The sequence below is a fragment of the Xanthomonas massiliensis genome, assembly GCF_900018785.1.
Classification (GTDB): Bacteria; Pseudomonadota; Gammaproteobacteria; order Xanthomonadales; family Xanthomonadaceae; genus Xanthomonas_B; species Xanthomonas_B massiliensis.
Window position 1 is genome coordinate 549,851 of the sequence record NZ_FCOY01000007.1, and the last position, 22,882, is coordinate 572,732.

At 72.5% G+C, this 22,882-nt stretch carries 19 protein-coding genes and 1 pseudogene; 13 read left to right on the forward strand and 7 right to left on the reverse strand.

The genetic code is table 11. The features are described from left to right. The first annotated feature begins 164 nt into the window (after positions 1 to 164). Positions 165 to 1,283 (forward strand): MBL fold metallo-hydrolase, encoded by a 1,119-nt coding sequence (locus BN3794_RS12585; protein WP_066097746.1) that lies wholly within the window; start codon positions 165 to 167, stop codon positions 1,281 to 1,283. On the opposite strand, the gene BN3794_RS12590 is transcribed toward BN3794_RS12585, so the two are convergent. The 3 genes from BN3794_RS12590 to BN3794_RS12600 are packed head-to-tail and all read right to left on the reverse strand — an operon-like array spanning position 1,273 to position 3,123. Beyond that, positions 1,273 to 2,091 (reverse strand): murein L,D-transpeptidase catalytic domain family protein, encoded by an 819-nt coding sequence (locus tag BN3794_RS12590; RefSeq protein ID WP_066097748.1) that lies wholly within the window; start codon positions 2,089 to 2,091, stop codon positions 1,273 to 1,275. The two genes, BN3794_RS12585 and BN3794_RS12590, sit on opposite strands and share 11 nt — an antisense overlap. 55 nt (positions 2,092 to 2,146) lie before the next feature. Beyond that, positions 2,147 to 2,845 (reverse strand): peptide-methionine (S)-S-oxide reductase MsrA, encoded by a 699-nt coding sequence (gene msrA, locus BN3794_RS12595; protein ID WP_066097750.1) that lies wholly within the window; start codon positions 2,843 to 2,845, stop codon positions 2,147 to 2,149. An 11-nt stretch (positions 2,846 to 2,856) separates the two neighbouring features. Beyond that, positions 2,857 to 3,123, reverse strand: coding sequence for a putative signal transducing protein (locus tag BN3794_RS12600; RefSeq protein ID WP_066097752.1), 267 nt, complete (start codon positions 3,121 to 3,123; stop codon positions 2,857 to 2,859). Between the two features lie 84 nt (positions 3,124 to 3,207). Between BN3794_RS12600 and BN3794_RS12605 the strand changes: the two genes are divergently transcribed. The 6 genes and pseudogenes from BN3794_RS12605 to rlmM all read left to right on the forward strand — a co-directional run bounded on the left by BN3794_RS12605 (position 3,208) and on the right by rlmM (position 9,098). Next, positions 3,208 to 4,980, forward strand: a complete 1,773-nt coding sequence (locus BN3794_RS12605) for a glutamine--tRNA ligase/YqeY domain fusion protein (RefSeq protein WP_078059746.1) — start codon at positions 3,208 to 3,210, stop codon at positions 4,978 to 4,980. A 13-nt stretch (positions 4,981 to 4,993) separates the two neighbouring features. After that, the gene (locus tag BN3794_RS12610) at positions 4,994 to 5,728 is read left to right on the forward strand and encodes a helix-turn-helix transcriptional regulator (RefSeq protein ID WP_066097754.1); all 735 of its coding nucleotides are present in this window, start codon (positions 4,994 to 4,996) and stop codon (positions 5,726 to 5,728) included. A 52-nt stretch (positions 5,729 to 5,780) separates the two neighbouring features. Further along, complete coding sequence (locus BN3794_RS12615; protein ID WP_236493256.1) at positions 5,781 to 6,749, forward strand: DMT family transporter; 969 nt, start codon at positions 5,781 to 5,783, stop codon at positions 6,747 to 6,749. A gap of 89 nt (positions 6,750 to 6,838) precedes the next feature. Further along, positions 6,839 to 7,141: pseudogene (locus BN3794_RS12620) on the forward strand (hypothetical protein); the annotation flags it as partial. Positions 7,142 to 7,467: 326 nt separating this feature from the next. Beyond that, positions 7,468 to 8,028: a nucleoside deaminase gene (locus BN3794_RS12625; RefSeq protein WP_066097756.1), complete on the forward strand. Its 561-nt coding sequence runs from the start codon at positions 7,468 to 7,470 to the stop codon at positions 8,026 to 8,028. 20 nt (positions 8,029 to 8,048) lie between these two features. Further along, positions 8,049 to 9,098: a 23S rRNA (cytidine(2498)-2'-O)-methyltransferase RlmM gene (gene rlmM, locus BN3794_RS12630; protein ID WP_147675766.1), complete on the forward strand. Its 1,050-nt coding sequence runs from the start codon at positions 8,049 to 8,051 to the stop codon at positions 9,096 to 9,098. Between the two features lie 106 nt (positions 9,099 to 9,204). On the opposite strand, the gene BN3794_RS12635 is transcribed toward rlmM, so the two are convergent. Together BN3794_RS12635 and BN3794_RS12640 are read right to left on the reverse strand one after the other, a co-directional pair. Further along, complete coding sequence (locus BN3794_RS12635) at positions 9,205 to 11,352, reverse strand: TonB-dependent siderophore receptor (protein ID WP_066097758.1); 2,148 nt, start codon at positions 11,350 to 11,352, stop codon at positions 9,205 to 9,207. A 1,099-nt stretch (positions 11,353 to 12,451) separates the two neighbouring features. Then, a complete protein-coding gene (locus tag BN3794_RS12640; RefSeq protein WP_066097760.1) occupies positions 12,452 to 13,417 on the reverse strand; it encodes an NAD(P)-dependent oxidoreductase in 966 nt (321 codons plus the stop codon). 154 nt (positions 13,418 to 13,571) lie between these two features. Here BN3794_RS12640 and BN3794_RS12645 point away from each other — a divergent pair, with 154 nt between their 5' ends. Then, entirely contained in the window at positions 13,572 to 14,294 is a 723-nt protein-coding gene (locus BN3794_RS12645) for a hypothetical protein (RefSeq protein WP_066097762.1), read from the forward strand. Positions 14,295 to 14,312: 18 nt separating this feature from the next. Here BN3794_RS12645 and BN3794_RS12650 read toward each other — a convergent pair whose 3' ends face one another. Beyond that, a complete protein-coding gene (locus BN3794_RS12650) occupies positions 14,313 to 15,494 on the reverse strand; it encodes a UbiH/UbiF family hydroxylase (protein WP_066098875.1) in 1,182 nt (393 codons plus the stop codon). Then, positions 15,491 to 16,705 (reverse strand): 2-octaprenyl-6-methoxyphenyl hydroxylase, encoded by a 1,215-nt coding sequence (gene ubiH / locus BN3794_RS12655; protein ID WP_066097765.1) that lies wholly within the window; start codon positions 16,703 to 16,705, stop codon positions 15,491 to 15,493. Before ubiH ends, BN3794_RS12650 begins: the two co-directional genes overlap by 4 nt. Positions 16,706 to 16,797: 92 nt before the next feature. Here ubiH and BN3794_RS12660 point away from each other — a divergent pair, with 92 nt between their 5' ends. The 5 genes from BN3794_RS12660 (at position 16,798) to BN3794_RS12680 (ending at position 22,789) form a co-directional block, all read left to right on the forward strand. Beyond that, positions 16,798 to 17,406, forward strand: coding sequence for a hypothetical protein (locus tag BN3794_RS12660; protein WP_066097767.1), 609 nt, complete (start codon positions 16,798 to 16,800; stop codon positions 17,404 to 17,406). Further along, positions 17,406 to 17,966: a cob(I)yrinic acid a,c-diamide adenosyltransferase gene (locus BN3794_RS12665; RefSeq protein ID WP_066097770.1), complete on the forward strand. Its 561-nt coding sequence runs from the start codon at positions 17,406 to 17,408 to the stop codon at positions 17,964 to 17,966. The genes BN3794_RS12660 and BN3794_RS12665 overlap by 1 nt, the downstream gene beginning before the upstream one ends. A gap of 73 nt (positions 17,967 to 18,039) precedes the next feature. After that, entirely contained in the window at positions 18,040 to 18,948 is a 909-nt protein-coding gene (locus BN3794_RS12670) for a histone deacetylase family protein (protein WP_066097772.1), read from the forward strand. An 89-nt stretch (positions 18,949 to 19,037) separates the two neighbouring features. Next, positions 19,038 to 21,431 (forward strand): LPS-assembly protein LptD, encoded by a 2,394-nt coding sequence (gene lptD / locus BN3794_RS12675; protein WP_147675767.1) that lies wholly within the window; start codon positions 19,038 to 19,040, stop codon positions 21,429 to 21,431. Then, on the forward strand, positions 21,428 to 22,789 hold the full coding sequence (locus BN3794_RS12680; protein ID WP_066097776.1) for a peptidylprolyl isomerase: 1,362 nt from the start codon (positions 21,428 to 21,430) through the stop codon (positions 22,787 to 22,789). Before lptD ends, BN3794_RS12680 begins: the two co-directional genes overlap by 4 nt. Positions 22,790 to 22,882 lie beyond the last annotated feature (93 nt).

Consider the following 22,882-nt stretch of genomic DNA (forward strand, 5'->3'; position numbering starts at 1 on the left):
CGGTTTGGCCTGCCGGTGAGTGGACGACAAGCCCCGGCGACGGCCGCATCGCCGCTTCGCGGCCGCCGCCGCGCCTGCGCGGCATATGGTCATCGCCAGGCGTCATGACGGTTTTCCCGAAGCCGCGTTTACGTTGGGCACCCCCCATCTGCACCGGCCCGACCATGCCCCAAGCCCGCCTGAGCCGTCGCGTCTTCCTCGGAGGGGCCGGTGCCGGCCTGGCCTCGCTGCTGCTGCCCTGGCCGGTCCTCGGCCAGGCCCCGCCGCGCACCACGCCGGTACCGCAGGTGGACGCGCTCAAGATCCGCGTGGTCACCGACGGGCTGTCCTACGCGCTGGCCAAGAGCGGCCGCGAGGGCGACGTCGATGTCGTGCGCCCCGGGCACTTCCTGACCAGGGACGCGCCACCGGGCAAGGCGCTGATCGGCGAGTTCGGGCTGTCGCTGCACGCCGAGTCGGTGCTCGGCGCGCAGACCCGGCGCGTGCTGGTCGATTTCGGCTATACCCCCGAGGCGATCAACAACAATCTCGAGCTGCTCGGCATCGACGTGTCGCAGCTGGACGCGCTGGTGCTCAGCCACGGCCACTACGACCATTTCGGCGGCATGGCCGGCTTCCTGGACAAGCACGGCCCGGCGCTGAAGCCGGACATCCCGCTGTACCTGGGGACCGAGGAGGCGTTCTGCGCGCGCCGCTACACCAGCAACGGTGGCAACTACGGGGTGATCGACCGCGCCGCGCTGCAGGCCGCGCACGTACGCGTGGCGTCCTCCGACGCGCCGGCCCTGGTCGCCGGCCACGCCCTCAACACCGGGTACATCCCGCAGGACGGCTTCGAGAAGGTGCTCTCGCCGACCCAGTACCGGGCCGGCCTGGACGCGGCCGGCAACGGCTGCCGGCCCGACCGGCTGGCCGATGCGCACGACCACGACGCCGACGTCCCCGACGACTTCCACCACGAGGTCGCCACCGCCTACCACCTGCGCGGCAAGGGGCTGGTGGTGCTGACCTCGTGCGGCCATCGCGGCGTGGTCAATTCGGTCAAGCGCGCCCGGGCCGTGTCCGGCGTGGACAAGGTGCACGCGGTGATCGGCGGCTTCCACCTGGCCCCGCACGGGCCGGACTACGTGGCCGAGACGCTGGACGGCCTGCTGGCGCTGGACGTGGACCACATCGTGCCGCTGCACTGCAGCGGCGAGCCGTTCTACGAGCTGGCCCGTGCCACCGCGCCAGAGCGCCTGATCCGCGCCTACGTCGGCACCACGCTGGGGTTCAGCGCGTAAGCGTGGCGGCGGTGTCCGCCGCGCTCGCCACCTGGCGTGGCGGCTGCTGCAGCCGCGCCTGGGCGCAGCGCGCCAGCGCCGAACGTGCCAGCCAGGCCTGCTCGGGGTAGTAGGAAAAGACGAACTGGCCGTCCTTGAGCTGGTCGATGATCGGCTTGGCCACCGCCTTGCGCAGCGCCGGGCAGCCCCAGCTGCGGCCGAGCCGGCCCATGCGCCGGCCGTTGTCGGCATCCACGTAGGGGGCACCGTGCATGACGATGGCCCGGCTCATCGCCGCGTCGTTGAAGCCCGCGTCGAGCCCGTCCAGGCGCAGCGAATAACCGTTGCGCCCCTGGTAGGTGCCGCGCGTGTAGAACAGCCCCAGGCTGGAAGCGTGGGTGCCGTCGTCGTTGGAGAAGCGGGTCGGCACGTCGCCGCCGGAGCCCTGGCCGTGCGCCACCCACTCCCGGTACAGCAGCTGCCGGGCAGCCAGGTCGAACACCCACAGGCGCGGGGTCAGCGAGGAACGGCTGTAGTCGATCACCGCCAGCCGGGTGGCGTCGCGCCCGGTGCCGGAGGCCTGCGCGCAGCGCATGGCCGACAGGCCCAGCGCCAGCACCTGCGGATCGGCGCCGGGCGCCAGGCGGGCCAGTTCCTCGCCGGTGGGCATGGCGGTGGGCATGGATCCGCCCCCCGCCGCCGGCGCCAGCGGCGGGCGCAGCGATCCGGCGGCATCGGGCAGGCGGGCGGGTTCGGCGGGCGAACGTGCGCCGGCCGGGGCGATGGCGGCGGCCAGCACGGCCAGGGCGGGAAACAGGAAATACTTCATGGCAGGCGATTCAGGGCAGGGACGGGGGAGAACACGGAAGGCACGGCGCCCTTGCTTATCCCGGCGACGGCGTGGCCGCCACGCCCACGCCGAGCGGGCAACTCACCCCGGTGCCGCCGAGCCCGCAGTAGCCGTCCGGGTGCTTGGCCAGGTACTGCTGGTGCTCGTCCTCGGCGAAATAGAACGGCGGCGCCGGGAACACGATCTCGGTGGTGACCGGCGCGAAGCCGGCCTCGGCCAGCCGCGCCTGGTAGGCGTCGCGGCTGGCCAGCGCCGCCGCGTACTGGGCGCGCGAATGGCAATAGATGGCCGAGCGGTACTGGGTGCCCACGTCGTTGCCCTGGCGCATGCCCTGGGTGGGATCGTGGCTCTCCCAGAAGGTGCGCAGCACGGTGTCCAGGTCGACCCGGGCCGGATCGAATACCACCCGCACCACCTCGGCATGGCCGGTCAGCCCGGAGCACACCTCGCGGTAGGTGGGATGGGGCGTGTAGCCGCCCTGGTAGCCGACCGCGGTGACCAGCACGCCCGGCAGCTGCCAGAAGCGGCGCTCGGCGCCCCAGAAGCAGCCCATGCCCAGGTCGATGACCTCGGCGCCGGCCGGATACGGCCCGCGCAGCGCCTGGCCGCCGACGTAGTGCACGTCGTGCAGCGGCAACGGCTCGGCGCGCCCGGGCAGCGCCTCCTCCGGCCGCGGCATGCGCTGCTTGAACGCGCCGATGCCCAGTCCCAATGCTTCGCCGATGCCCAGCATCGTGTTCCTCCTCAGGCCGGCGCCAGGCCGGAATCCAGATCTTCCTGCGAGGTGGGGACGGCGGCGGCGGCGTCCAAGTCCAGCGCGCGCACCGCCGCCTGCGCGGCCGGCAACGATTCATCCGGCACGCACACCCGCAGCACGCCGAACAGCGGCAGCTCGCCGGCCCCGCCCAGCAGCGACTCGCCCAGCACGAACACCGGGATCCCGGCATCCTCGATCGCGTGGCGCGCCAGGTGGGCATCGATCAGGTTCGCGGCGTGGTAGGCGACCTTCATGGCGCGGCTCCGGCAAGGGACTTCGAAGATACGCCTGGCGGCCCGGCGCGATAAACTGCCGGCCTCCTTGCATTCAGTTCCGGCATGTCCAGCACGCCTTCCGACACTTCTTCTTCCGCTTCGGCGCCCGAGACCCCCATCGCCGACGCCCTGCCGGAAAAACGGGATTTCATCCGCCAGATCGTCCGCGAGGACCTGGCCAGCGGCCGCCAGCACGCCATCCGCACCCGCTTCCCGCCCGAGCCCAACGGCTACCTGCACATCGGCCACGCCAAGGCGATCTGCCTGGATTTCGGCATCGCCGCCGAGTTCGGCGGGCGCTGCAACCTGCGCCTGGACGACACCAACCCGGCCAAGGAAGACCCCGAGTTCGTCGCCGCGATCCAGGACGACGTGCACTGGCTGGGCTTCGACTGGGCCAGCCTGCGCCACGCCTCGGACTACTTCCAGGTGCTGTACCTGGCCGCCGAGAAGCTGATCGCCGACGGCAAGGCCTTCGTCTGCGACCTGAGCGCCGAGCAGGTGCGCGAGTACCGCGGCACCCTGACCGAGCCGGGGCGCGAATCGCCGTGGCGCGGGCGCAGCGTCGAGGAGAACCTGGACCTGTTCCGGCGCATGCGCGCCGGCGAGTTCCCGGACGGCGCGCGCACGCTGCGGGCGAAGATCGACATGGCCGCCGGCAACATCAACCTGCGCGACCCGGCGCTGTACCGGATCAAGCACGTCGAGCACCAGAACACCGGCAGCGACTGGCCGATCTACCCGATGTACGACTTCGCCCATTCGCTGAGTGACGCCATCGAGGGCGTGACCCACTCGCTGTGTACGCTGGAGTTCGAGGACCACCGCCCGCTGTACGACTGGTGCGTGGACAACGTCGACCTGGCCGGCCATCCCGAGCTGCTGCAGCCACTGCTGGACAAGGGCTTCCCGAAGGAAGCCGGCAAGCCGCGCCAGATCGAGTTCTCGCGGCTCAACATCAACTACACGGTGATGAGCAAGCGCAAGCTCACCGCGCTGGTCGAGGACCACCTGGTCGACGGCTGGGACGACCCGCGCATGTACACCCTGCAGGGCCTGCGCCGGCGCGGCTACACCCCGGCGGCGCTGCGCCTGTTCGTGGACCGGGTGGGCATCAGCAAGCAGAACTCGGTGATCGACTTCTCGGTGCTGGAAGGCTGCCTGCGCGAGGACCTGGATGCGCACGCGCCGCGGCGCATGGCGGTGGTCGAGCCGCTCAAGCTGGTGCTCGCCAACCTGCCCGAGGGCCACGAGGAACGCCTGACCTTCCCCAACCACCCCAAGGACGCCACCTTCGGCGAGCGCCAGGTGCCGTTCTCGCGCGAGCTGTGGATCGAGCGCGAGGACTTCGCCGAGGTCCCGCCCAAGGGCTGGAAGCGGCTGGTGCCGGGCGGCGAAGTGCGCCTGCGCGGGGCCGGCATCGCCCGCGTGGACGAGGTGGTGAAGGACGCCGCCGGACAGATCGTCGAGCTGCGCGGCTGGCTCGACCCGGAATCGCGCCCGGGCATGGAGGGCGCCAACCGCAAGGTCAAGGGCACCATCCACTGGGTCAGCGCCGCGCATGCGGTGGAGGCGGAGATCCGCCTGTACGACCGCCTGTTCTCGGTGGAAAAGCCCGACGACGAATCCGAGGGCAAGACCTACCGCGACTACCTGAACCCGGAATCCAAACGCAGCGTGCGCGGCTACGTCGAGCCGGCCGCGGCGCTGGCGGCGCCGGAGCAGTCGTTCCAGTTCGAGCGCACCGGCTACTTCGTCGCCGACCGCCGCGACCACGCGCCGGACAAGCCGGTGTTCAACCGCAGCGTGACCCTGCGCGACACCTGGGCCAAGTGAACCGGGGCGGGCCGTGGACCCAGCCTCCTCCCTGAGCCTGCGCAGCTACGGCCCGGACACGGCCGCCCACCGCCACGACCACGCCCAGCTGGTGCTGCCGCTGCGCGGCACGATGGCGCTGGACATCGACGGCCGCGGGCTGCGCGTGGGCGCCGCCCGCGGCGCCTTCATCGCCCCGGGCGAGGCCCACGCCTGCTCGGCACAGGCCTGCGACCGCTTCGCGGTGATCGACTGCAGCCTGGCCGACCTCGGCGAGGCCACGGTGGAGCGCCTGCGCCGCGCACCGAACCTGGCAGTGCCCGCGCCGGCGCTGCACCTGCTCGGCTACCTGGCCACGCTCGGCGCAGCGCATGCCACCCTGCCGGACGACGTCGCCGGCCATTGCCTGCCGCTGCTGCTGGCCGGGCTGACCGATGCCGACGCACCGCGGACCCGCCTCGACGCGCTGGCCCGGCAGGTGGAAGCCGCAGCCGGGGAGTCCTGGCCGGTCGAGCGCATGGCGCGCGTGGTCGGCGTCGGGCCGGCCCGCCTGCATGCGCTGTTCCGCCGCGAGCTGGACACCACCCCGCAGGCGTGGCTGACCGGACTGCGCCTGCGCGAGGCGATGGCCCGCCTGGCCTGCAGCGACCGGCCGATCGCCCGGATCGCCCAGGACGGGGGCTGGTCGGACCAGAGCGCCCTGACCCGGGCCATGCGGCGCGTGGCCGGCTGCACGCCGGCCACCTACCGTCGCCGCCATCGCGGCTAGCCCGGGCCGAAACCGGCGAGCTTCGGCCAAGACGCCTGCCCGCACCACCGCGATGCTGCCCCGCATGACGCATGCCACGCCCGCCTCTTCCCGCCTTGCCGCCGGCATCGCCTGCGGCGTCGGCGCCGGCGCGCTGTGGGGCCTGGTGTTCCTGGCCCCGCAGCTGCTGCACGACTTCTCCCCGCTGCAGCTGTCGGCCTCGCGCTACCTCGCCTACGGGCTGGTGGCGGCGGTGGTGCTGGCGCCGCGCTGGCGCCGCGCCACCGCCGGGATCGGCGCCACCGAGTGGTGGGCACTGGCGCGCCTGAGCGTACTCGGCAACCTGCTCTACTACGTGCTGCTGGGCACCGCGGTGCAGTGGGCCGGCGGCGCGGCCAGTTCGCTGATCGTGGGCATGGTGCCGGTGGTGGTGACCCTGGCCGGCACCCGCCGCGGCGGGCTGGGCGAACTGCGCCGCCTGGCCGGGCCGACTGCGCTGTGCGTGCTGGGCATGGCGCTGGTGGCGACGCAGGCGCTGGCCGCCGGCGATGCCCATGCCGTGCCGCTGGGCCGGCGCGTGGCCGGGCTCGCCTGCGCCTTCGGCGCGCTGCTGTCCTGGTCGGCCTATTCGGTGGCCAATGCGCGCTGGCTCTCGCGCCTGCCCGCCACCTCGGCGCAGGACTGGTCGCTGCTGACCGGCGTGGTCACCGGCGCGCTGGCGCTGCTGCTGGCGGTACCGGCCTTCGTGCTGGACGCCGCGCCGCACCGCGGTGCGGACTGGCTGCGCTTCTGGGCCGTGGCCGCGGTGCTGGCGGTGCTGGCCTCGGTGGTCGGCAACGCGCTGTGGAACGGGGCCAGCCGGCGGCTGCCGCTGGCGCTGGTCGGGCAGATGATCGTGTTCGAGACGGTGTTCGCGCTGCTGTACGCCTTCGCCTGGAACCGCCGCGGCCCCACCGCCCTGGAACTGGCCGCCATCGCCAGCCTGCTGGCCGGCGTGCTGTGGTGCGCCTGGGTGCACCGCCCGCGTCCGCCGTCGGGCTGAACGGCACGCACGCCGGGCCGGTTTAGGATGGGCGGGCCACCCGACCGGAGTCCGCCATGAACACACGCCCGTCCGTGTTGCCCGGCCTGCTGCTCGGCGCGCTGCTCGGCCTCGTGCTCGGTGCCTGTTCGGCGGCGCCGGCCGCCGCCCCGACGCCGCGGGCGGCCGGCGACGGCCTGCCGGTGCAGGTGGACACGCGCTGCCGCAGCGACGCCGATTGCACGGTCAAGAACGTCGGCAACTGCTGCGGCGCGTTCCCGACCTGCGTCAACGTCGCCAGCCCCACCGATCCGGACGGGGTGATGGCCCAGTGCCGGGCCAGCGGCCGCATGAGCGTGTGCGGGTTCCCCCAGGTCACCGGCTGCAGCTGCGTATCCGGCCAGTGCGTGGCCAACTGGGAGTGCGGCAAGGCCCATCCCAGCACCCAGCACCTGCTGCGGCTGGCAGCCACCACCGACGTGTCGCTGGCGTGGCTGGGCACCGGCGAAGGCCCGATGGCGACGCCCGCCGCCCGGGCGCCGCAGGGCGCCGCCGGTCCGCTGAGCGAGCAGGAACACCTGCTGCTGAGTGCCTTCCGGGCCGCGTCCGAGGCACGGCAACCGCACATCCTGCGCGTGGCCCTGTCCCTGGCCGCCACCACTGCCGTATCGCTGTCGGATCTGCTCTCCCCGATCGCCGGCTAGGACCGCAACCGCGGTCGCCCCCCGCCGGGNCGCTGATGCTGCACACCCAGGTCCACCTCACCCTCCCCGCCTGGATCGACGCCGCCGTCGATACCGACCGCGCCTATCCGGGCGATGCCGACAAGGTCGGCCTGGCGATCGCGCTGTCGCGGCTGAACGTGGAACACGGCAGCGGCGGCCCGTTCGGCGCGGCGGTGTTCGGCCCGGACGAGCGCATCATCGCGGTGGGCGTGAACCGGGTGGTGCCGCAGCACACCTCGCTGGCCCACGCCGAGAACATGGCCTACATGCTGGCCCAGCAGAAGGTGCAGGATTTCCGCCTCAACGCCACGCGCGCGCCGGTCACCCTGGCCACGTCCTCGCAGCCGTGCTGCCAGTGCTACGGCGCCACCATCTGGGCCGGCATCGACCGCCTGCTGATCGGCGCGCGCGCCGAGGACGTGATGGCGCTGACCGAGTTCGACGAAGGCCCGCTGCCGGCCGACTGGGTCGGCGAACTGGAGCGCCGCGGCATCGCCGTGGTCCGCGACGTCGCCCGCCAGGAGGCCTGCGCGGTGCTGCGGCACTACGGCGAAGGCGGCGGCGCCCGCTACTGACGCCCTACCGGAGCCGCATCGTGGACGCCCTGCTTTGCTACTGTCGCGCCGGCTTCGAGCCGGAGCTGGCCGCCGAACTCGGCGAACGCGCCGCCGAGGCCGGCCAGCCCGGCTACGCGCGCGCGCGCCGCAACGACGGCTATGCCCTGTTCTTCTGCGAGAACGCCGACGCGCTGTCGCGGCAGCTGCCGTGGCGCACGCTGGTGTTCGCGCGCCAGAAGATGCGCGTGATCGCCGAACTGGAAGGGCTGCCGGCCAGCGACCGCATCGCCCCGATGCTGGCGGCCCTGGCCGGCCACCGCCCGTTCGGCGACGTCTGGGTGGAACATCCGGATTCGGACGCGGGCAAGCCGCTGGCCGGGCTGGCGCGCAGTTTCGGCAATGCCCTGCGCCCGGCGCTGCGCAAGGCCGGCCTGCTCGGCGAGAAGGCCGATCCGCGCCGCGGGCGCCTGCACGTGTGCTTCCTGGACGGCGACCATGCCGTGCTGGGCGCGGCCGACCCGCGCGACAGTGCGCCCTGGCCGCTGGGCATCCCGCGCCTGCGCCAGTCCGCGGACGCACCCTCGCGCTCGGCGCTGAAGCTGGAGGAAACGCTGCTGACCCTGCTCGATGCGGACGAGCGCGCGGCCTGGCTGCGCCCGGCGATGACCGCGGCCGACCTGGGGGCCGCGCCCGGCGGCTGGACCTGGGTGCTCACCCGCCACCACGTGCGCGTCACCAGCGTGGACAACGGCCCGCTGCGCCCGCAGCTGCTGGATACCGGCCTGGTCGAGCACCTGCGCGCGGACGGCTTCCACTGGCAGCCGCCGCAGCCGCTGGACTGGATGGTCTGCGACATGGTCGAGCAGCCGCGCCGCGTCGCCGCGCGCATGGCCACCTGGCTGCGCGAAGGCTGGTGCCGGCGCACGATCTTCAATCTCAAGCTGCCGATGAAGAAGCGCTGGGACGAGACTCGCCTGTGCCTGGACATCCTGCGCGAGCAGGCCGGCGGGCCGCTGGAGCTGCGCGCCAAGCAGCTCTACCACGACCGCGAGGAGATCACCGTGTTCGCCAGCGCGCAGGGATCCTGAGCCCGCGTCCCGGGGAAGGACGCTGCGCGCCAGGCCCGGCCGGCAACCGGCGGGGCCTGGCCAGTCCCGGTCGCGTCCCGCGCCGCCGGCCGGGACGCTGGGGCCGTCAGAAGCGCCAGTCCAGGCTCACCGCGTAGTTGCGCGGGGCCCCGTAATAGCCGATCTGGTACAGGCTGCCGATGTACTTCTCGTCGGTGATGTTCCTGACGTTGAAACGCAAGGTGGCGTTGGGCAGGAAATCCCAGGCGAGGAAGGCGTTGAGCACCGCGTAGCTGCCCTGGCGGACGGTGTAGCCGCTGTAGCTGTCCGGTGCCGAGGTAGTGCTGCTCTGCCAGCGCCCGCTGACCCCGAAGGACAGGGCGGTGTAGCTCGGCAGGCGCGCGCTGAGGGCCAGGTTGACGGTGTTGCGCGGCACCCACGCGTAGGTGCCCTGGTCGTCCTGCTCGTCCAGGCCCTCCATCTTCATGTGGGTGTAGCCGAACACCAGGTCCAGGTAGTCGTTGAGCTTGCCGGTGACCTCCAGTTCCACGCCCTTGGATTCCACGTCCTTGGGAACGTAGAAGTACTGGAAGGTGGTCAGGTCCATCCCGCCGTAGATCGCCAGCCCCTTCTGCTTGGCATCGAACAGCGCCAGGGTGGTCAGCAGCCGCTTGTCGAGCCAGTCGGCCTTGGCGCCGATTTCGTAGTTGACGCCCTTGGTCGGCGCCAGGTAGGCCTGGTTGATGTCCTGCTGGTCCTGCGGCTGGTAGATGTCCGAATAGCTGACATAGCCGGTCACGTGGCCATCGAAGTCCCAGGTCAGGCCGGCGTAGGGGCTGACGTGGCTGTCGCTCTGCTCGAACGGCACGCCGCTGGTCACGCCATCGCGATGGAACGCGGCATAGTTGAAGCCGACCACGGCCTTGAGCCGGTCGCTCAGGGCGACGCGGGTCGCGCCGTAGCCGCGCTTGAGGCGCTGTCCAAGGGTGTCCGGGGCCTGGCGCGCGCCCCAGACCGGCTCGGGGATCGCGTTGCCGGCATAGGGGAAGCCCGGCAACGCACCGAAGGCCGGATCGTCCGAATCGGTGGCGTTGTACCAGCTGTCCTGGTGGCTCTGCGCCAGGCTGAAGCCCAGCATGGCCTCCTGCTCGCGCCCGAACAGCGTGTAGCTGCCGTTGAGCGAGACCGTGCCGAGATTGGCGGTGGTCTTGTCCTGCCCCTTGTAGGGCCAGCCGTACAGGCCTTCGCCGGTGGCCGGGTCCAGCCCGGTGGTGGTGTAGGCGAAGAACAGCTGGTCGTCGGCGGTGCTGCGCCGGTAGTCGTAGGACAGCTTCAGCTTCCAGTCCGCACCGAGCTGCTGGGTGTATTCCAGGAAACCGGTCTGGTTGTTGGTGTTCCAGTAGGTCCAGTCCTGGGTGGTCGAGGCGCTGCGGCTCCACGAGGTCTGGCTGCCGTCCAGGTAGTTGAAGCTCAGCGCGCCCCACATGTTGCCGGTGCTGTCGGCCTGCTGGTACGAGTAGCCGGCCGTCAGCGTGCCGTTCTCGCCGATCTGGCCATCGACCACGCCGTACAGGAAGGTGCGCCGCTTGTCGTAGTCGCGCAGGTACGAGCCGCCTTCCTCGTGGGCGGCGACCATGCGCACCGCCCAGCTGCCGTCGGTGGTCAGCGGGCTGGAGTAGTCCACCTGCTCGCGCTTGGTCCCCCAGGAACCGTAGCTGATCCCGACGCTGCCCTGCTCGTCGTTGGTCGGGCGCTTGCGCACGTAGTTGATGGTGCCGGCGGCATTGCCGACGCCGGTGAGCAGGCCGTTGGCGCCGCGGATCACCTCGATCTTGTCGAAGCCGAACGAATCCATCGCCCCGGTGACGATGCCCCAGCCGTTGGGCAGGCCGACGCCGTCGATCTGGGTGTTCTCGATCTCGAAGCCGCGCGAGAGGTAGTTGGTCCGGTTGGTCTCCCATTCCTCGACCTGGATGCCGGTGGCCAGGCGCAGCGCATCGTTGAGGCTGTTGGCGCCGAACTGCTGCATCTGCTCCTGGCTGACCGTGCTGATCGACTGCGGGGTGTCCTTGAGGGTCAGGTCGAGGTTGGTGGCGCCGTTGCTGACGCGCTCGGCGCGCTGGGCGACGACCAGCACCTTGTCCAGTTCCGTGGCGGGGCTGCCCTGGACGGCGGTGCCGGCATCCTGTGCGTGGGCATGGACGGCGGCCAGCAGGCCCAGGGCCAGCAGGGAGGGGCGCGGCAAGCCGGCGGAGCGATGGCGAGAAATGGACATTTGACTACCCGGATGGCTGAGGTTCCGGACATGGCGATGGGCGCCATCCCCGGGGCGGCGGCATTCTACATGGAAATAATTCTTATTTGCCCGGAATCGACGGTGCACTGGCGGGCGATGGCCGCAGCCGGGCGTGGCCGTTCATCGCCGGTTGCCATCGCCGGCAGCCGCGCAGGGGCTCGCGGAACGCGGCTCGGGCCAGCCGGTACGGCTGGCCCGCCCCGCCGCGGCGGCCGCCACCCTGTCCCGGGGCGGGCGGCGGGGCCAGCCACCGCCACCCCGCGGTCCTCGGCGCCGCCGAGACTGCGGCACGACGTGGCCTCCGTTCCGGGGCCATCGGCAGCTGTCGGCCCCCGTTGCGATCTCCGGATTGCGATTTCCGGATTGCGGCTTCCGGGCTGCGGGCGCCGGCGGCCGGTGCAGGCGCCGGTTCGGGGAAAGCCATCCACCGTCCACCCCGGTCCTCGGTGCCGCCGAGACTGCGGCACGGCGAGCCCCCTCGTTCCGGAGCCATCGGCAGCTGTCAGCCCTCCGTTGCGATCTCCGGATTGCGATCTCCGGATTGCGATCTCCGGATTGCGGCTTCCGGGCTGCGGGCGCCGGTGGCCGGTGCAGGCGCCGGGTCGGGGAAAGCCATCCACCGTCCACCCCAGTCCTCGGTGCCGCCGAGACCGCGGCACGGCGGCCCCCTCGTTCCGGGGCCATCGGCAGCTGTCAGACTCGTTGCGATCTCCGGGCTGCGACTTCCGGATTGCGGCCTCCGGGCTGCGGGCGCCGGCGGCCGGTGCAAGCGCCAGGTCCGGCAAGGCCATCCACCGCCCACCCGGTCCTCGGTGCCGCCGAGACGGCGGCCCGGCGAGCCCCCTAGTTCCGGGGCCCGCGGCAGCTGTCCGCCCCCGCTGCGATCTCCGGATTGCGGCTTCCGGGCGGCTGGTGCAGGCGCCGGGTCCGGAAAAGCCATCCACCGTCCACCCCGGTCCTCGGTGCCGCCGAGACTGCGGCACGGCGAGGCCCCCGTTGCGGCCTCCGGGCTGCGGGTGCCGGCGGCCGGTACAGGCCCCGGCAGCGGCCCCCCCCTCGCCGCCCGCACCCGGCTGGCTCAGTCGCTGGCCGGCTCGCCCAGCAGGTAGCGGTACATGCTGGAAATGTCCTGCCGGGCATAGCCGGCCTCGGCGCCGGCCTGCCACAGCGTGGCGATCTGGCCCAGGCCCGGCAGCTCCAGCTCGGCCGGCGCCGCCTCGCGCCAGGCCTGCAGCGCCAGCGCCGCATCCTTGGCCCCCCACTGCAGCGCCATCTCGGTGGAGAAGTCCTGGCGGCCGATCTTGCCCAGCTTGCCCTGGATGTAAGGCGAGGCCAGCGGCCCGCCGTCGAGCGTGGCCCACAGCTGCCCGGCGCTGAACCCCAGCGCGTGCGCCAGCGCCGCGGTCTCGGCGATGCCCTCCATCATCGACACCAGCCAGGCGTTGACCACCAGCTTCATCCGCGTGCCGGCCCCGGCGCCGCCCAGCCATACCGTCGCCCGCGAAATGGCGCCGAACACCGCGGCCAGGTGCGCGCCGGCGGCCTGCGCGGCGGCGTCCCCGCGCGGCCGCGGCGGGGCCTCGCCCAGGGTGTCGCTGGAGGCCAGGATGGTGATCCTGGCTTGCTCGGCCGGCCCCTTGGTCCCGGATACCGGCGCATCGACGAAGAACAGGTCCGGCCGCCGCTGCGCGACCGCGCGCGCCAGCGCCGTGGTGCCATCCAAGCCGATGGTGCCCATCTGCACGTAGACCGCGTCCTGCGGCAGGGCCTCGAGCGCCGGCCCGCCTTGCTCGCCGGCGAGCATCACCTGTCCGGTGACCTCGGCCGTGGTCAGCATGCTGATCGCCACCGCCGCCGCCGCCGCGGCCTCGGCGGCGGTGGCATGGACGTGGGCACCGGCATCCTGCAGCGCGCGCGCCTTGTCGATCGAGCGGTTCCACACGTGCACCGGGAACCCCGCCTTGAGCAGGTTGCGCGCGAACGCCGCGCCCATGATGCCGAGCCCTAGCACCGCCACCGGCGGCCGGGTGGATTGACTGTTCATGCCGATGAACTCCTGTGTTCTTGCGAAGGATCCGGGACCGATGCTCCCGCGGGGGCGATGATGATGCCGTTCATCGCCGCCGCCCGCACGGCGCGCCCGTCTCATCCGCTGCAATGGCCGGGCGGCACACTGCGGTTTCCCCAAGGAGGCCCGCATGCGCGAGATTGAACTCCACGACCCGGCCGGCTTCGCCGCCGAATTCCTGCGGCTGACCCTGCTGCAGGGTTTCCAGTCGCTGACCAAGCGCGACCTGGAACTGCTGATCTTCGTGCTGCTCGAACGCGACGGCGCCATCGCCCACGCCGACAGCAACGCCGAGGTCGCCGCACGCCTGCGCGTCACCCCGGCCAAGGTGCGCGCCCTGCGCCGCGACGGCTACGCGCGCTGGCGTATGCTGGTGCCCGAGGATCCGGACCGGGCGATGGCGCGCATCATCGCCGCCGCGCTGACGCCGGCGGCCATCCGCGCCGGCAGCCGCCATGTCGGCGAACGCAGCCGCAAGGACGGGTTCCTGGCCGTGCGCATCGAGCATCCCGACGACGCCGCGCGCTTCGAGCAGGCCATCGTCGAGGTCGGCGCGGTGCCGGTGTACGAACGCAACCGCCAGGTGCTGGCGGTGCGCTTCGACACCCTGGTGCGCCTGTCCGAACGCTGGGGCCACCTGCAGCCGGACCCGGCCGCCGTGCTCGGCCAGCTGCGGCGCCTGGCCCCGGCCAGCGACGAGCTCGCCGCGCTGCTGGCCAAGGACCTGGGCGAACTGCACTGGCGCGACGTGCGCGAGGCGCTGAACGGGCTCGGCGCCAAGGCCGTGGCCGACAGCGCCGGCGACGGCCTGAAGGGACTGCTGCGGCTGCTGTTCCCGTTCCTGCCGGGCTGAGTGCCCCGGCGCGGCGATTCAGCCGAGCCCGGAGGCGTGGCGCCACAGCGCCGAGCGCAGCGGCGCGCAGCGCCCGGCCAGCCCCAGCGCCGGCCCGCGCGCCAGGGCCAGGTGCATCTCCTCGCTGGAGAACAGCGCGTTGATCGCCTCGAATCCGTAGGCGGCCAGGGTGTCCTCGCTGCGCCGCTCGCGCGCCCAGCGCTGCAGCCGGTGCGGTGCGTCCCAGCGCAGCCGCCGCGCCTGCGCGTGGCGCACCGTCGCCGCCAGCGCCGCCACGTCGCGCAGGCCCAGGTTCACCCCCTGCCCGGCCAGCGGGTGCACCACGTGCGCGGCATCGCCCACCAGCACCACGCGCCCGGCCACGTAGGCATGCGCCAGCTGCCGGCGCAGCGGGAATGCCGCCCGTGCAGAGGCCAACTCCATCCGGCCCAGGCGCGCGGCGAAGGCGCGGGTCAGGGCGTCGCCGAACCCGGCCTCGTCCAGGCCGAGCACGCGCTCGGCCTCGTCCTGCGGCAGCGACCACACGATCGAGCCGAGCCCTGCGTCGCAGGGCAGCAATGCCAGCGGCCCGCCCGGCAGGAAACGCTGCCAGGCGGTGTCCTCGTGCGGGCGCTCGCTGCGCACGTAGGCCACCACGCCGCGCTGGCGGTAGTCGTGGGCGGCCACGTCCAGCCCGGCCAGCCCGCGCAGGGTGGAGCCGGCGCCGTCGGCGGCCACCGCGACCGCCGCCTCCAGGCGGCGGCCATCGTCCAGGCGCAGGCGCACGCCGTCGGCATCCTGTTCCAGCGCCTCCACCCGCGCCGGGCAATGCAGCGCCACCCCGGCCGGCGCCAGCGCCGCCCACAGGCGGTCCACCAGCAGGCCGTTCTCGACGATCCAGCCCAGCTGCGCCCGGCCCAGCGCATCGGCATCGAAGCACAGCTCGCCGCCACCGCCGGCGTCCCACACGCGCATGCGCCGGTAGGCATGGGCGCGGCGCGTGCGCACGGGATCCCACACCCCCAGCCGCGCCAGCAGGGAGGCGTTGTCCGGGGCGAAGGCATACACGCGCAGGTCGCGCGGCTGCGGCTGCCAGGCGGCCGGCGCGTGGCCCTCGACCAGGGCCACCTGCAGGCCGGCCTCGGCCAGGGCCAGCGCACAGGCGGCGCCGACCACGCCGCCGCCGACGACCACCGCATCGGTGCGCGCGCGCCGGCTCACGCCGCCTGCTCCCGGCACAGCCGCGGCACCTCGCCGCGGAAGCCCATCGCCCCGCCGACCAGCAGCGACTGCAGGCCCGGCAGGCGCGCGGCGGCCAGCAGGCCGGCGCTGCGCAGCGGCCGCAGCAGCGGCGTGTCGTTGGCGGTCAGGCGCGCCAGGCCGCCGGAGAACCGCAGCGTCTGCTCGCGGTCGGGCGCGCGCCGGCGCCGGTATTCCTCCAGCAGCGCGGCGCTGCCCGGATCGGCCGCATCGCCCGGCCCGACCAGCTCGGCCAGGGTCAGCGCATCGCGCAGGCCCAGGTTGAATCCCTGCGCCCCCAGCGGATGGATGGTCTGGGCGGCGTTGCCCAGCAGCACGGCGCGTGCCCCGGCCTGCGCCTGCGCCAGCACCTGCACCAGCGGGTAGGCGCTGCGCTCGCCGCTGGCCAGCAGGCGCCCGGCGCGCCAGCCGAGGGCGCGCTGCAGGCGCGCCAGCCAGCCGGGTTCATCCAGGGCCGCCACCGCGGCGGCCTGCCCGCGCGCCACCCCGTGGACCACGCCGTAGTGGCCGTCGCCCCGCGGCAGCAGCGCGGTCGGGCCGTGGTCGCCAAAGCGCTCCCAGGCGGTGCCGTCGGGCGCGCGTTCGCTGCGCAGACGCGCCACGAACAGGGTCTGGTCGAAGTCGTGCTCGTCGATGCCGATGCCGAGCGCGGCGCGCACCGCGCTGCGCGTGCCGTCGGCACCGACCAGCAGCCGCGTGCGCAGCACGTGCTCGCCGTCGCCGTCGGCGATGCGCACGCCGCGCCAGCCCGGCTGCGCCTCGACCAGGCCGACGAAGCGGGCCGGCCGGTAGCGCACCAGTCCCGGCAGCTCGGCCATGCGTGCCTCCAGCGCCTGGCCGAAATCGCGCGCGACCACCACCTTGCCGAACCAGTCGCGGCCGTAGTCGGCCGCGGCCAGCAGCACGCGGCCGAAGTCGCCCTCGCGGCTGACATGGATGCGCCGGATCGGCCCCGGCGGGCTGCGCAGGTGCGCCATCACCCCCAGCGCGGTCAGCGCATTGACGGTGGCCGCGGAGAAACTCAGGTTGCGCTGGTCGAACACCGCCGGCAGGGCATCGGCGGCAGCGGCCTCCACCAGGGCCACGGCGGTGCCCTGGCGGGCCAGCGCGATCGCCAGGCTGGCGCCGACCAGGCCGCCGCCGACGATGAGGACATCGTGATCTGCAGTCATGGCCCCATGATACGGGGCCGCGCCGGGTACCGCCGGCACGGTCGCGGGCCGGCGCTAGAATGTCCCGTCCCCCCGAATGGCGCGTCCTCCGCATGAACGTCCCGGCCTCGTCCTCCACCCCGCTGCGCGTGTTCGTGCTCGCCGTGCTGGCCCTGCTGATGCTGGCCAGCCGCGCCCATCCGTTCGACCACTTCACCCCGCCGGATGCGTCCTGGGCGGCATTCTTCCTCGGCGGCTTCTACCTGCGCCGCTGGACGCGCTGGGCATTCCCGCTGCTGATGGCGCTGGCGGTGGCGATCGACTGGGCGGTGATCCACGCGCAGGGCATCGACTTCTGGCGCCACTACTGCGTCTCGGCCGCCTACTGGTGCCTGATCCCGGCCTATTTCGTGCTGTGGGCCGGCGGCAGCTGGCTGGCCCGGCATTACCGCGGCGCCGGCTGGACGGCACTGGCGAAGGCGCTCGCGGCGCTGGTGGTCGCGGCCGCGATCTGCCAGCTGCTGGCCCAGGGCAGCTTCTACTGGATCAGCGACAGCGTGCCGCAGCCGACCCTGGCCGGCTGGTGGCGCAACTACCTCGACTGGCTGCCGTCCTACCTGCGCACCGCCACCGCGTACGTGGCCGTCGCCGCGGTCCTGCAGGTGGCCGGCGAACACATCGCCCGCCGCCTGGCCGGGCGCGGCGCGCCGGCCGCGCGCTGATGGGCCACCGGCTCAGCCGCATCTACACCCGCACCGGCGACGACGGCAGCACCGGCCTGGGCGACGGCAGCCGCACCGGCAAGGATTCCGCGCGCGTGGCCGCTTATGGCACCGTGGACGAGGCCAACGCCGCGCTCGGCCTGCTGCTGGCGGTGCCGGGCCTGCCGGCGGACGTGCGCGACCTGCTCGCCGGCCTGCAGCACCGGCTGTTCGACCTGGGCGGGGAACTGTGCATCCCCGGCCGGGCCGTCGTCACCGCCGCCGACGTGGCCGCGCTGGAGCAGGCGCTGGATCGCTACAACGCCACGCTGCCGCCGCTGAAGGAGTTCATCCTGCCGGCCGGCGGCGAGGCCGCGGCCCGCTGCCACCTGGCGCGCACCATCGTGCGCCGCGCCGAGCGCGAGACCGTGGCCCTGTCCCGCCACGAGGCCGTGCGCCCGGAGGCGCTGGCCTGGCTCAACCGGCTCTCGGACCTGCTGTTCGTGCTGGCGCGGGTGCTGGCACGCGCCGCCGGCGCCGGCGAGGTCGCCTGGCAGCCGGCGCCGCGCGCGCCAGCCTGACACGCGCCGGCCCGCCCCTGCATACGACTTTCCGCCGACAGCGCCGGCCACGCCGACCGGCTAAAGTGGCGCGATGCTGGTCTTCTCCCACCCCGCCTGCCTGGACCACGACCCCGGTCCGGACCATCCCGAGTGCCCGGACCGCCTGCGCGTGGTGACCGAGGCCCTGCGCGGCGCCTACCCCGACCTGCAATGGCGCGAGGCGCCGATCGCCACCCTGGGCGACCTGGCGCGCGTGCACGAGCGCGAGCAGATAGACGCGATCCTGGAGCCGCGCTTCGAGGGCCACCGCATGGTCGATGCCGACACGGTGATGTCGCCCGGCTCGGCCCAGGCGGCGCTGCGCGCGGCCGGCGCCGGCGTGGCCGCGGTGGACGCGGTGATGCTGGAACAGACCGACACCGCCTTCTGCGCGGTGCGCCCGCCCGGCCACCATGCCACCGGCCAGGCGTCGATGGGCTTCTGCCTGTTCAACAACATCGCCGTGGCCGCCGCCTATGCCCTAGACAAGTACGGGCTGGAGCAGGTGGCGATCGTGGACTTCGACGTCCACCACGGCAACGGCACCCAGTCGATCTTCGAGCGCGAGCCGCGGGTGCAGTACTTCAGCAGCCACGAGTCGGGGCTGTATCCGTACTCCGGCGGGGTGCACGAGCGCGGCGTGGGCAACATCCACAACGCCCTGCTGCCGCCGGGCAGCGGCGGCTTCCGCTTCCGCAACACCTGGGCCGAGCAGCTGCTGCCGCTGCTGGAGGCGTTCCGGCCGCAGCTGCTGCTGGTGTCGGCCGGCTTCGACGCGCACATGCGCGACCCGCAGGCCGACCTGATGCTCGATACCGAGGACTTCGGCTGGATCACCGCCGAGCTGCGCCGCATCGCCCGCCACCATTGCGCCGGACGCCTGGTCTCGCTGCTGGAAGGCGGCTACGACCTGGAGGCCCTGCGCGAATGCTCGGTGGCCCACGTGGCCGGGCTGCGCTGAATCCCCGCCCTCGCCCCGACCGCGGCTTCATTGCCCGCATGCGCCCGTTGGGGCAAGCTAGCCGCCGTTTTCCGTCCCGAATAGAGCGCGTGACTCGAGTCCTCCGCCTGCTTCCGCTGCCGCTCGGCATCGCCCTGAGCCTGCCGGCCATGGCCGCCGAAAAGCCGCCGAACTGGGCGCTGTGCCCGGCCGGCGAGATCCTGCCCGGCTTCGACCAGGCGCCGCCGCCGGACCACAAGGCCGCCGCCGAGCGCACCGAACTGCCCACCGACATCGAGGGCGACCTGCTCAGCGGCACCGACGTGGTGCCCCAGTACCAGGGCAACGTGGCGGTCAAGCGCGGCGACCAGTTCCTCGGCGCGGACAGCCTGACCTTCGACACCGACACCGGCAACTACCTGGCCAAGGGCAACGTGCGCTACTCGGATTCCTCGATCCGGGTACTGGCCGATCGCGCCGAGGGCAACCAGGACAGCGACAGCCACAAGATCAGCGACATCCGCTACGAGCTGGTGGCCCGGCGCGGCAACGGCCAGGCCGACTCGGTGGACATCCAGGGCGCGACCGGGCGCATGCACCAGTCCACCTACACCACCTGCGACCCGGCCCAGCCGGTGTGGAAGATCGGCGCGCGCGAGATCGACGTGGACAACGACGAGGGCTTCGGCACCGCCCACCACGCGGTGATCCGCATCGGCGGGTTCCCGGTGATGTACGCGCCCTGGTTCAAGTTCCCGATCGACGACCGCCGCTCCACCGGCCTGCTGTTCCCGGAGCTGAGCCTGTCCGGCCGCAACGGCCTGGACTACACCCAGCCGATCTACCTGAACCTGGCGCCGAACTACGACGACACGCTGTACCCGCGCATCATGACCCAGCGCGGCTTCATGCTCACCAACGAGTTCCGCTACCTGTACGGCAGCGGCCGCGGCACCCTCAACGCGGCCTACATGCCGCACGACGACCTGCGCGACAGCTACCGCGGCCGCTTCAACTTCTCCGGCTACCACAACCTCAACAGCAACTGGCAGGCCCGCGCCAGCATCAACTGGGTCAGCGACGAGCGCTACGTGGAGGATTTCTCCAGCCGCCTGGTCGGGGTGACCGCCTCCAACCTGCAGAGCACCGTCGGCCTGTACGGCACCGGCCGCTACTGGACCGCCGGGATCATGGCCGACCGCTGGCAGCTGACCGACTACACCCTGGACGAGAGCTCGCTGGCCTACAACCGCCAGCCGCGGCTGTACCTGAACTGGGATCGCCCGTTCGGGCGCTGGTTCGAGGCCGGCGTGTACGCCGAGGCGGTGCGCTTCACCCATGGCGACGTGCATCCCAAGTACTACGATGCCGCCAGCGACGACTACCTGCACGTCCCCGGCGCCGGCTACGAGATGGGCGGCGGCTCGCGCCTGGACATCAAGCCCTACATCTCCATGCCGCTGGCCGGCCCGGCCTGGTTCCTGACCCCGAAGCTGGCCTGGCGCTACACCGCCTACCAGCTCGACAAGGACCTGGCCGACACCCTCGGCGGCAACCGCAACCCGACCCGCAGCCTGCCCATTGCCAGCCTGGACGCCGGCCTGTACTTCGACCGCGACGTCACCTGGCGCGGCACCGGCTATCTCAACACCCTCGAGCCGCGCCTGTTCTACCTGTACGCGCCCTACCGCAACCAGGACGACCTGCCGCTGTTCGACACCCGCGCCTTCACCTTCAGCTGGGGCCAGCTGTTCCGCGACAGCCGCTACACCGGTGCCGACCGCCAGAACGACGCCAACCAGGTGACCCTGGCCCTGACCTCGCGCCTGCTGCGCCAGAGCGACGGCCAGGAGAAGCTCTCGGCCAGCATCGGCCAGATCTTCTACCTGAGCGATTCGCAGGTGAACCTGGACCCCAACGACCACAGCAACGACAACGTCATCGGCCAGGGCCGGTCGGCCTGGGTCGCCGATGTCAACTACATGGTCAACGACCGCTGGACCATGGGCGCCAGCTACCAGTGGAACCCGACCTACCGCAATGCCGACCTGGCCAGCTTCCGCACCCGCTACCTGATCGGCGAGGAAGGCATCATCAACCTGGCCTATCGCTACCGGCGCAACGGCTCGGACGGCACCGACCAGCTCAAGCAGGCCGACCTGTCGTTCCTGTACCCGATCAACCCGAGCTGGAGCGTGGTCGGCCGCTACTACTACTCGCTGCTGGACAGCAAGCCGCTGGAGATCATCGGCGGCGTGCAGTGGGACAGCTGCTGCCTGGCCGTGCGCGTGCTCGCCCGCCGCTACGTGCGCAACCGCGAAGGCGAGATGAACAACGCCCTGCAGGTGGAGTTCGTGCTCAAGGGCCTGGGCTCGGCCGGGCAGGACACGGACCGCACCTTGCGCCGTGCTATTCTCGGCTACAACCGGGATGACCTCTATCTGGTCCCGCCGAGCAACACCGCGACCACCCCGGACGACTACGATCCCAATCTGATTCCATGATCAAGATTCCCTCCGCGTTCCTCGCCACGCTGCTGGCGTTCTCCATCGTGGCCGCCGTTCCGGTGCACGCACAGACCACCCAGCCCCTGGACCGCATCGCGGCCGTGGTCAACGAGGACGTGATCCTGCAGAGCGAGCTCGATCGCGCCCTGCAGAACGTCCGCAGCCAGTACGCCGGCCACGAGGACCAGCTGCCGCCCCAGGACGTGCTCGAGCGGCAGGTGCTCGAGCGCCTGGTGCTGGTCAAGCTGCAGGTCGAGCGCGCCGCCGACAGCGGCATCCGCGTCAGCGACGAGGAGCTCAACCGCGCCGTGGCCGCCATCGCTCAGCAGAACAACACCACGGTGGACGGACTGCGCGCCGAACTGGCCAAGCAGGGCATGTCCTACGACGACTTCCGCAGCTCGGTGCGCGACGAGATCACCATCCAGCGCCTGCGCCAGAGCTTCGCCCAGAGCCGCATCAGCGTGAGCGAGGGCGAGGTCGACGCGGCCCTGGCGCAGCAGGCCACCTCCGGCGCCCAGTACCACCTGGCGCACATCCTGGTGGCGCTGCCCGAGGGTGCCACCGCCGACCAGATCGCCACCGGGCAGAAGAAGATCGACGGCATCAAGCAGCTGATCGACAAGGGCGAGATGGACTTCTCCGCCGCGGCGGTGCGCTACTCCGACAGCCCCAACGCGCTGGAAGGCGGCGACCTGGGCTGGCGCAGCCTGGACGAGATCCCCAACGCGTTCGCCCAGCTGATCGGCGGCATGAGCGCCGGGCAGGTGGTCGGCCCGCTGCGCGGCCCCAGCGGCTTCCAGCTGCTCAAGCTGGTGGAAGTGCGCGACGCCAACAGCGGCGGCGCCAAGCAGACCGTCACCGAATACCATGCCCGCCACATCCTGGTGCGCGTCAACGAGCAGCAGGACGAGGCCGCCGCCAAGGCCAAGATCGACACCCTGCGCGCGCGCCTGGTCGGCGGGGCCGACTTCGCCGCCCTCGCCAAGGAGTCCTCCGAGGACGCCAGCAGCCGCGGCCAGGGCGGCGACCTGGGCTGGTTTCCGGTCGATGCCTTCGGCCCGGACTTCGGCCAGCACGTGGCCGCGCTCAAGGACGAGGAGATCTCGCAGCCGTTCCGCAGCGACGCCGGCTGGCACATCGTGCAGCTGGAAGGCACCCGCCAGACCGACGTGACCGACCAGAGCAAGCGTGCCCAGGTGCGCGAGACCATCGGCCGGCGCAAGCTGGAGGAGGAGTACAACCGCTTCCTGCAGGAACTGCGCGGCGATGCCTACGTCAACTTCCGCCAGCCCGGCCAGGATGCCGCCGCGCCGGCGGCAGCGCCGGCGACCACGCCTCCGCCGGGCAAGTGAGCGGTTGGACCCGATGCAGATGAAGAGGGCGGCCCGGCGGGCCGCCCTCTTCGCATCCGGGTGCCGGCCATGAGCATCCCGGCCCGAGACCGG

Bases quoted from the DNA above. Each gene is read 5' to 3' on its own strand.
- BN3794_RS12665 (WP_066097770.1), top strand. From the start codon at position 17,406: ATGGGCCACCGGCTCAGCCGCATCTACACCCGCACCGGCGACGACGGC.
- BN3794_RS12605 (WP_078059746.1), top strand. From the start codon at position 3,208: ATGTCCAGCACGCCTTCCGACACTTCTTCTTCCGCTTCGGCGCCCGAG.
- BN3794_RS12635 (WP_066097758.1), bottom strand. From the start codon at position 11,352: ATGTCCATTTCTCGCCATCGCTCCGCCGGCTTGCCGCGCCCCTCCCTG.
- BN3794_RS12590 (WP_066097748.1), bottom strand. From the start codon at position 2,091: ATGAAGTATTTCCTGTTTCCCGCCCTGGCCGTGCTGGCCGCCGCCATC.
- ubiH (WP_066097765.1), bottom strand. From the start codon at position 16,705: ATGACTGCAGATCACGATGTCCTCATCGTCGGCGGCGGCCTGGTCGGC.
- BN3794_RS12585 (WP_066097746.1), top strand. From the start codon at position 165: ATGCCCCAAGCCCGCCTGAGCCGTCGCGTCTTCCTCGGAGGGGCCGGT.
- BN3794_RS12640 (WP_066097760.1), bottom strand. From the start codon at position 13,417: ATGAACAGTCAATCCACCCGGCCGCCGGTGGCGGTGCTAGGGCTCGGC.
- BN3794_RS12600 (WP_066097752.1), bottom strand. From the start codon at position 3,123: ATGAAGGTCGCCTACCACGCCGCGAACCTGATCGATGCCCACCTGGCG.
- BN3794_RS12680 (WP_066097776.1), top strand. From the start codon at position 21,428: ATGATCAAGATTCCCTCCGCGTTCCTCGCCACGCTGCTGGCGTTCTCC.
- BN3794_RS12625 (WP_066097756.1), top strand. From the start codon at position 7,468: ATGCTGCACACCCAGGTCCACCTCACCCTCCCCGCCTGGATCGACGCC.
- BN3794_RS12660 (WP_066097767.1), top strand. From the start codon at position 16,798: ATGAACGTCCCGGCCTCGTCCTCCACCCCGCTGCGCGTGTTCGTGCTC.
- msrA (WP_066097750.1), bottom strand. From the start codon at position 2,845: ATGCTGGGCATCGGCGAAGCATTGGGACTGGGCATCGGCGCGTTCAAG.
- BN3794_RS12670 (WP_066097772.1), top strand. From the start codon at position 18,040: ATGCTGGTCTTCTCCCACCCCGCCTGCCTGGACCACGACCCCGGTCCG.
- BN3794_RS12645 (WP_066097762.1), top strand. From the start codon at position 13,572: ATGCGCGAGATTGAACTCCACGACCCGGCCGGCTTCGCCGCCGAATTC.
- BN3794_RS12615 (WP_236493256.1), top strand. From the start codon at position 5,781: ATGCTGCCCCGCATGACGCATGCCACGCCCGCCTCTTCCCGCCTTGCC.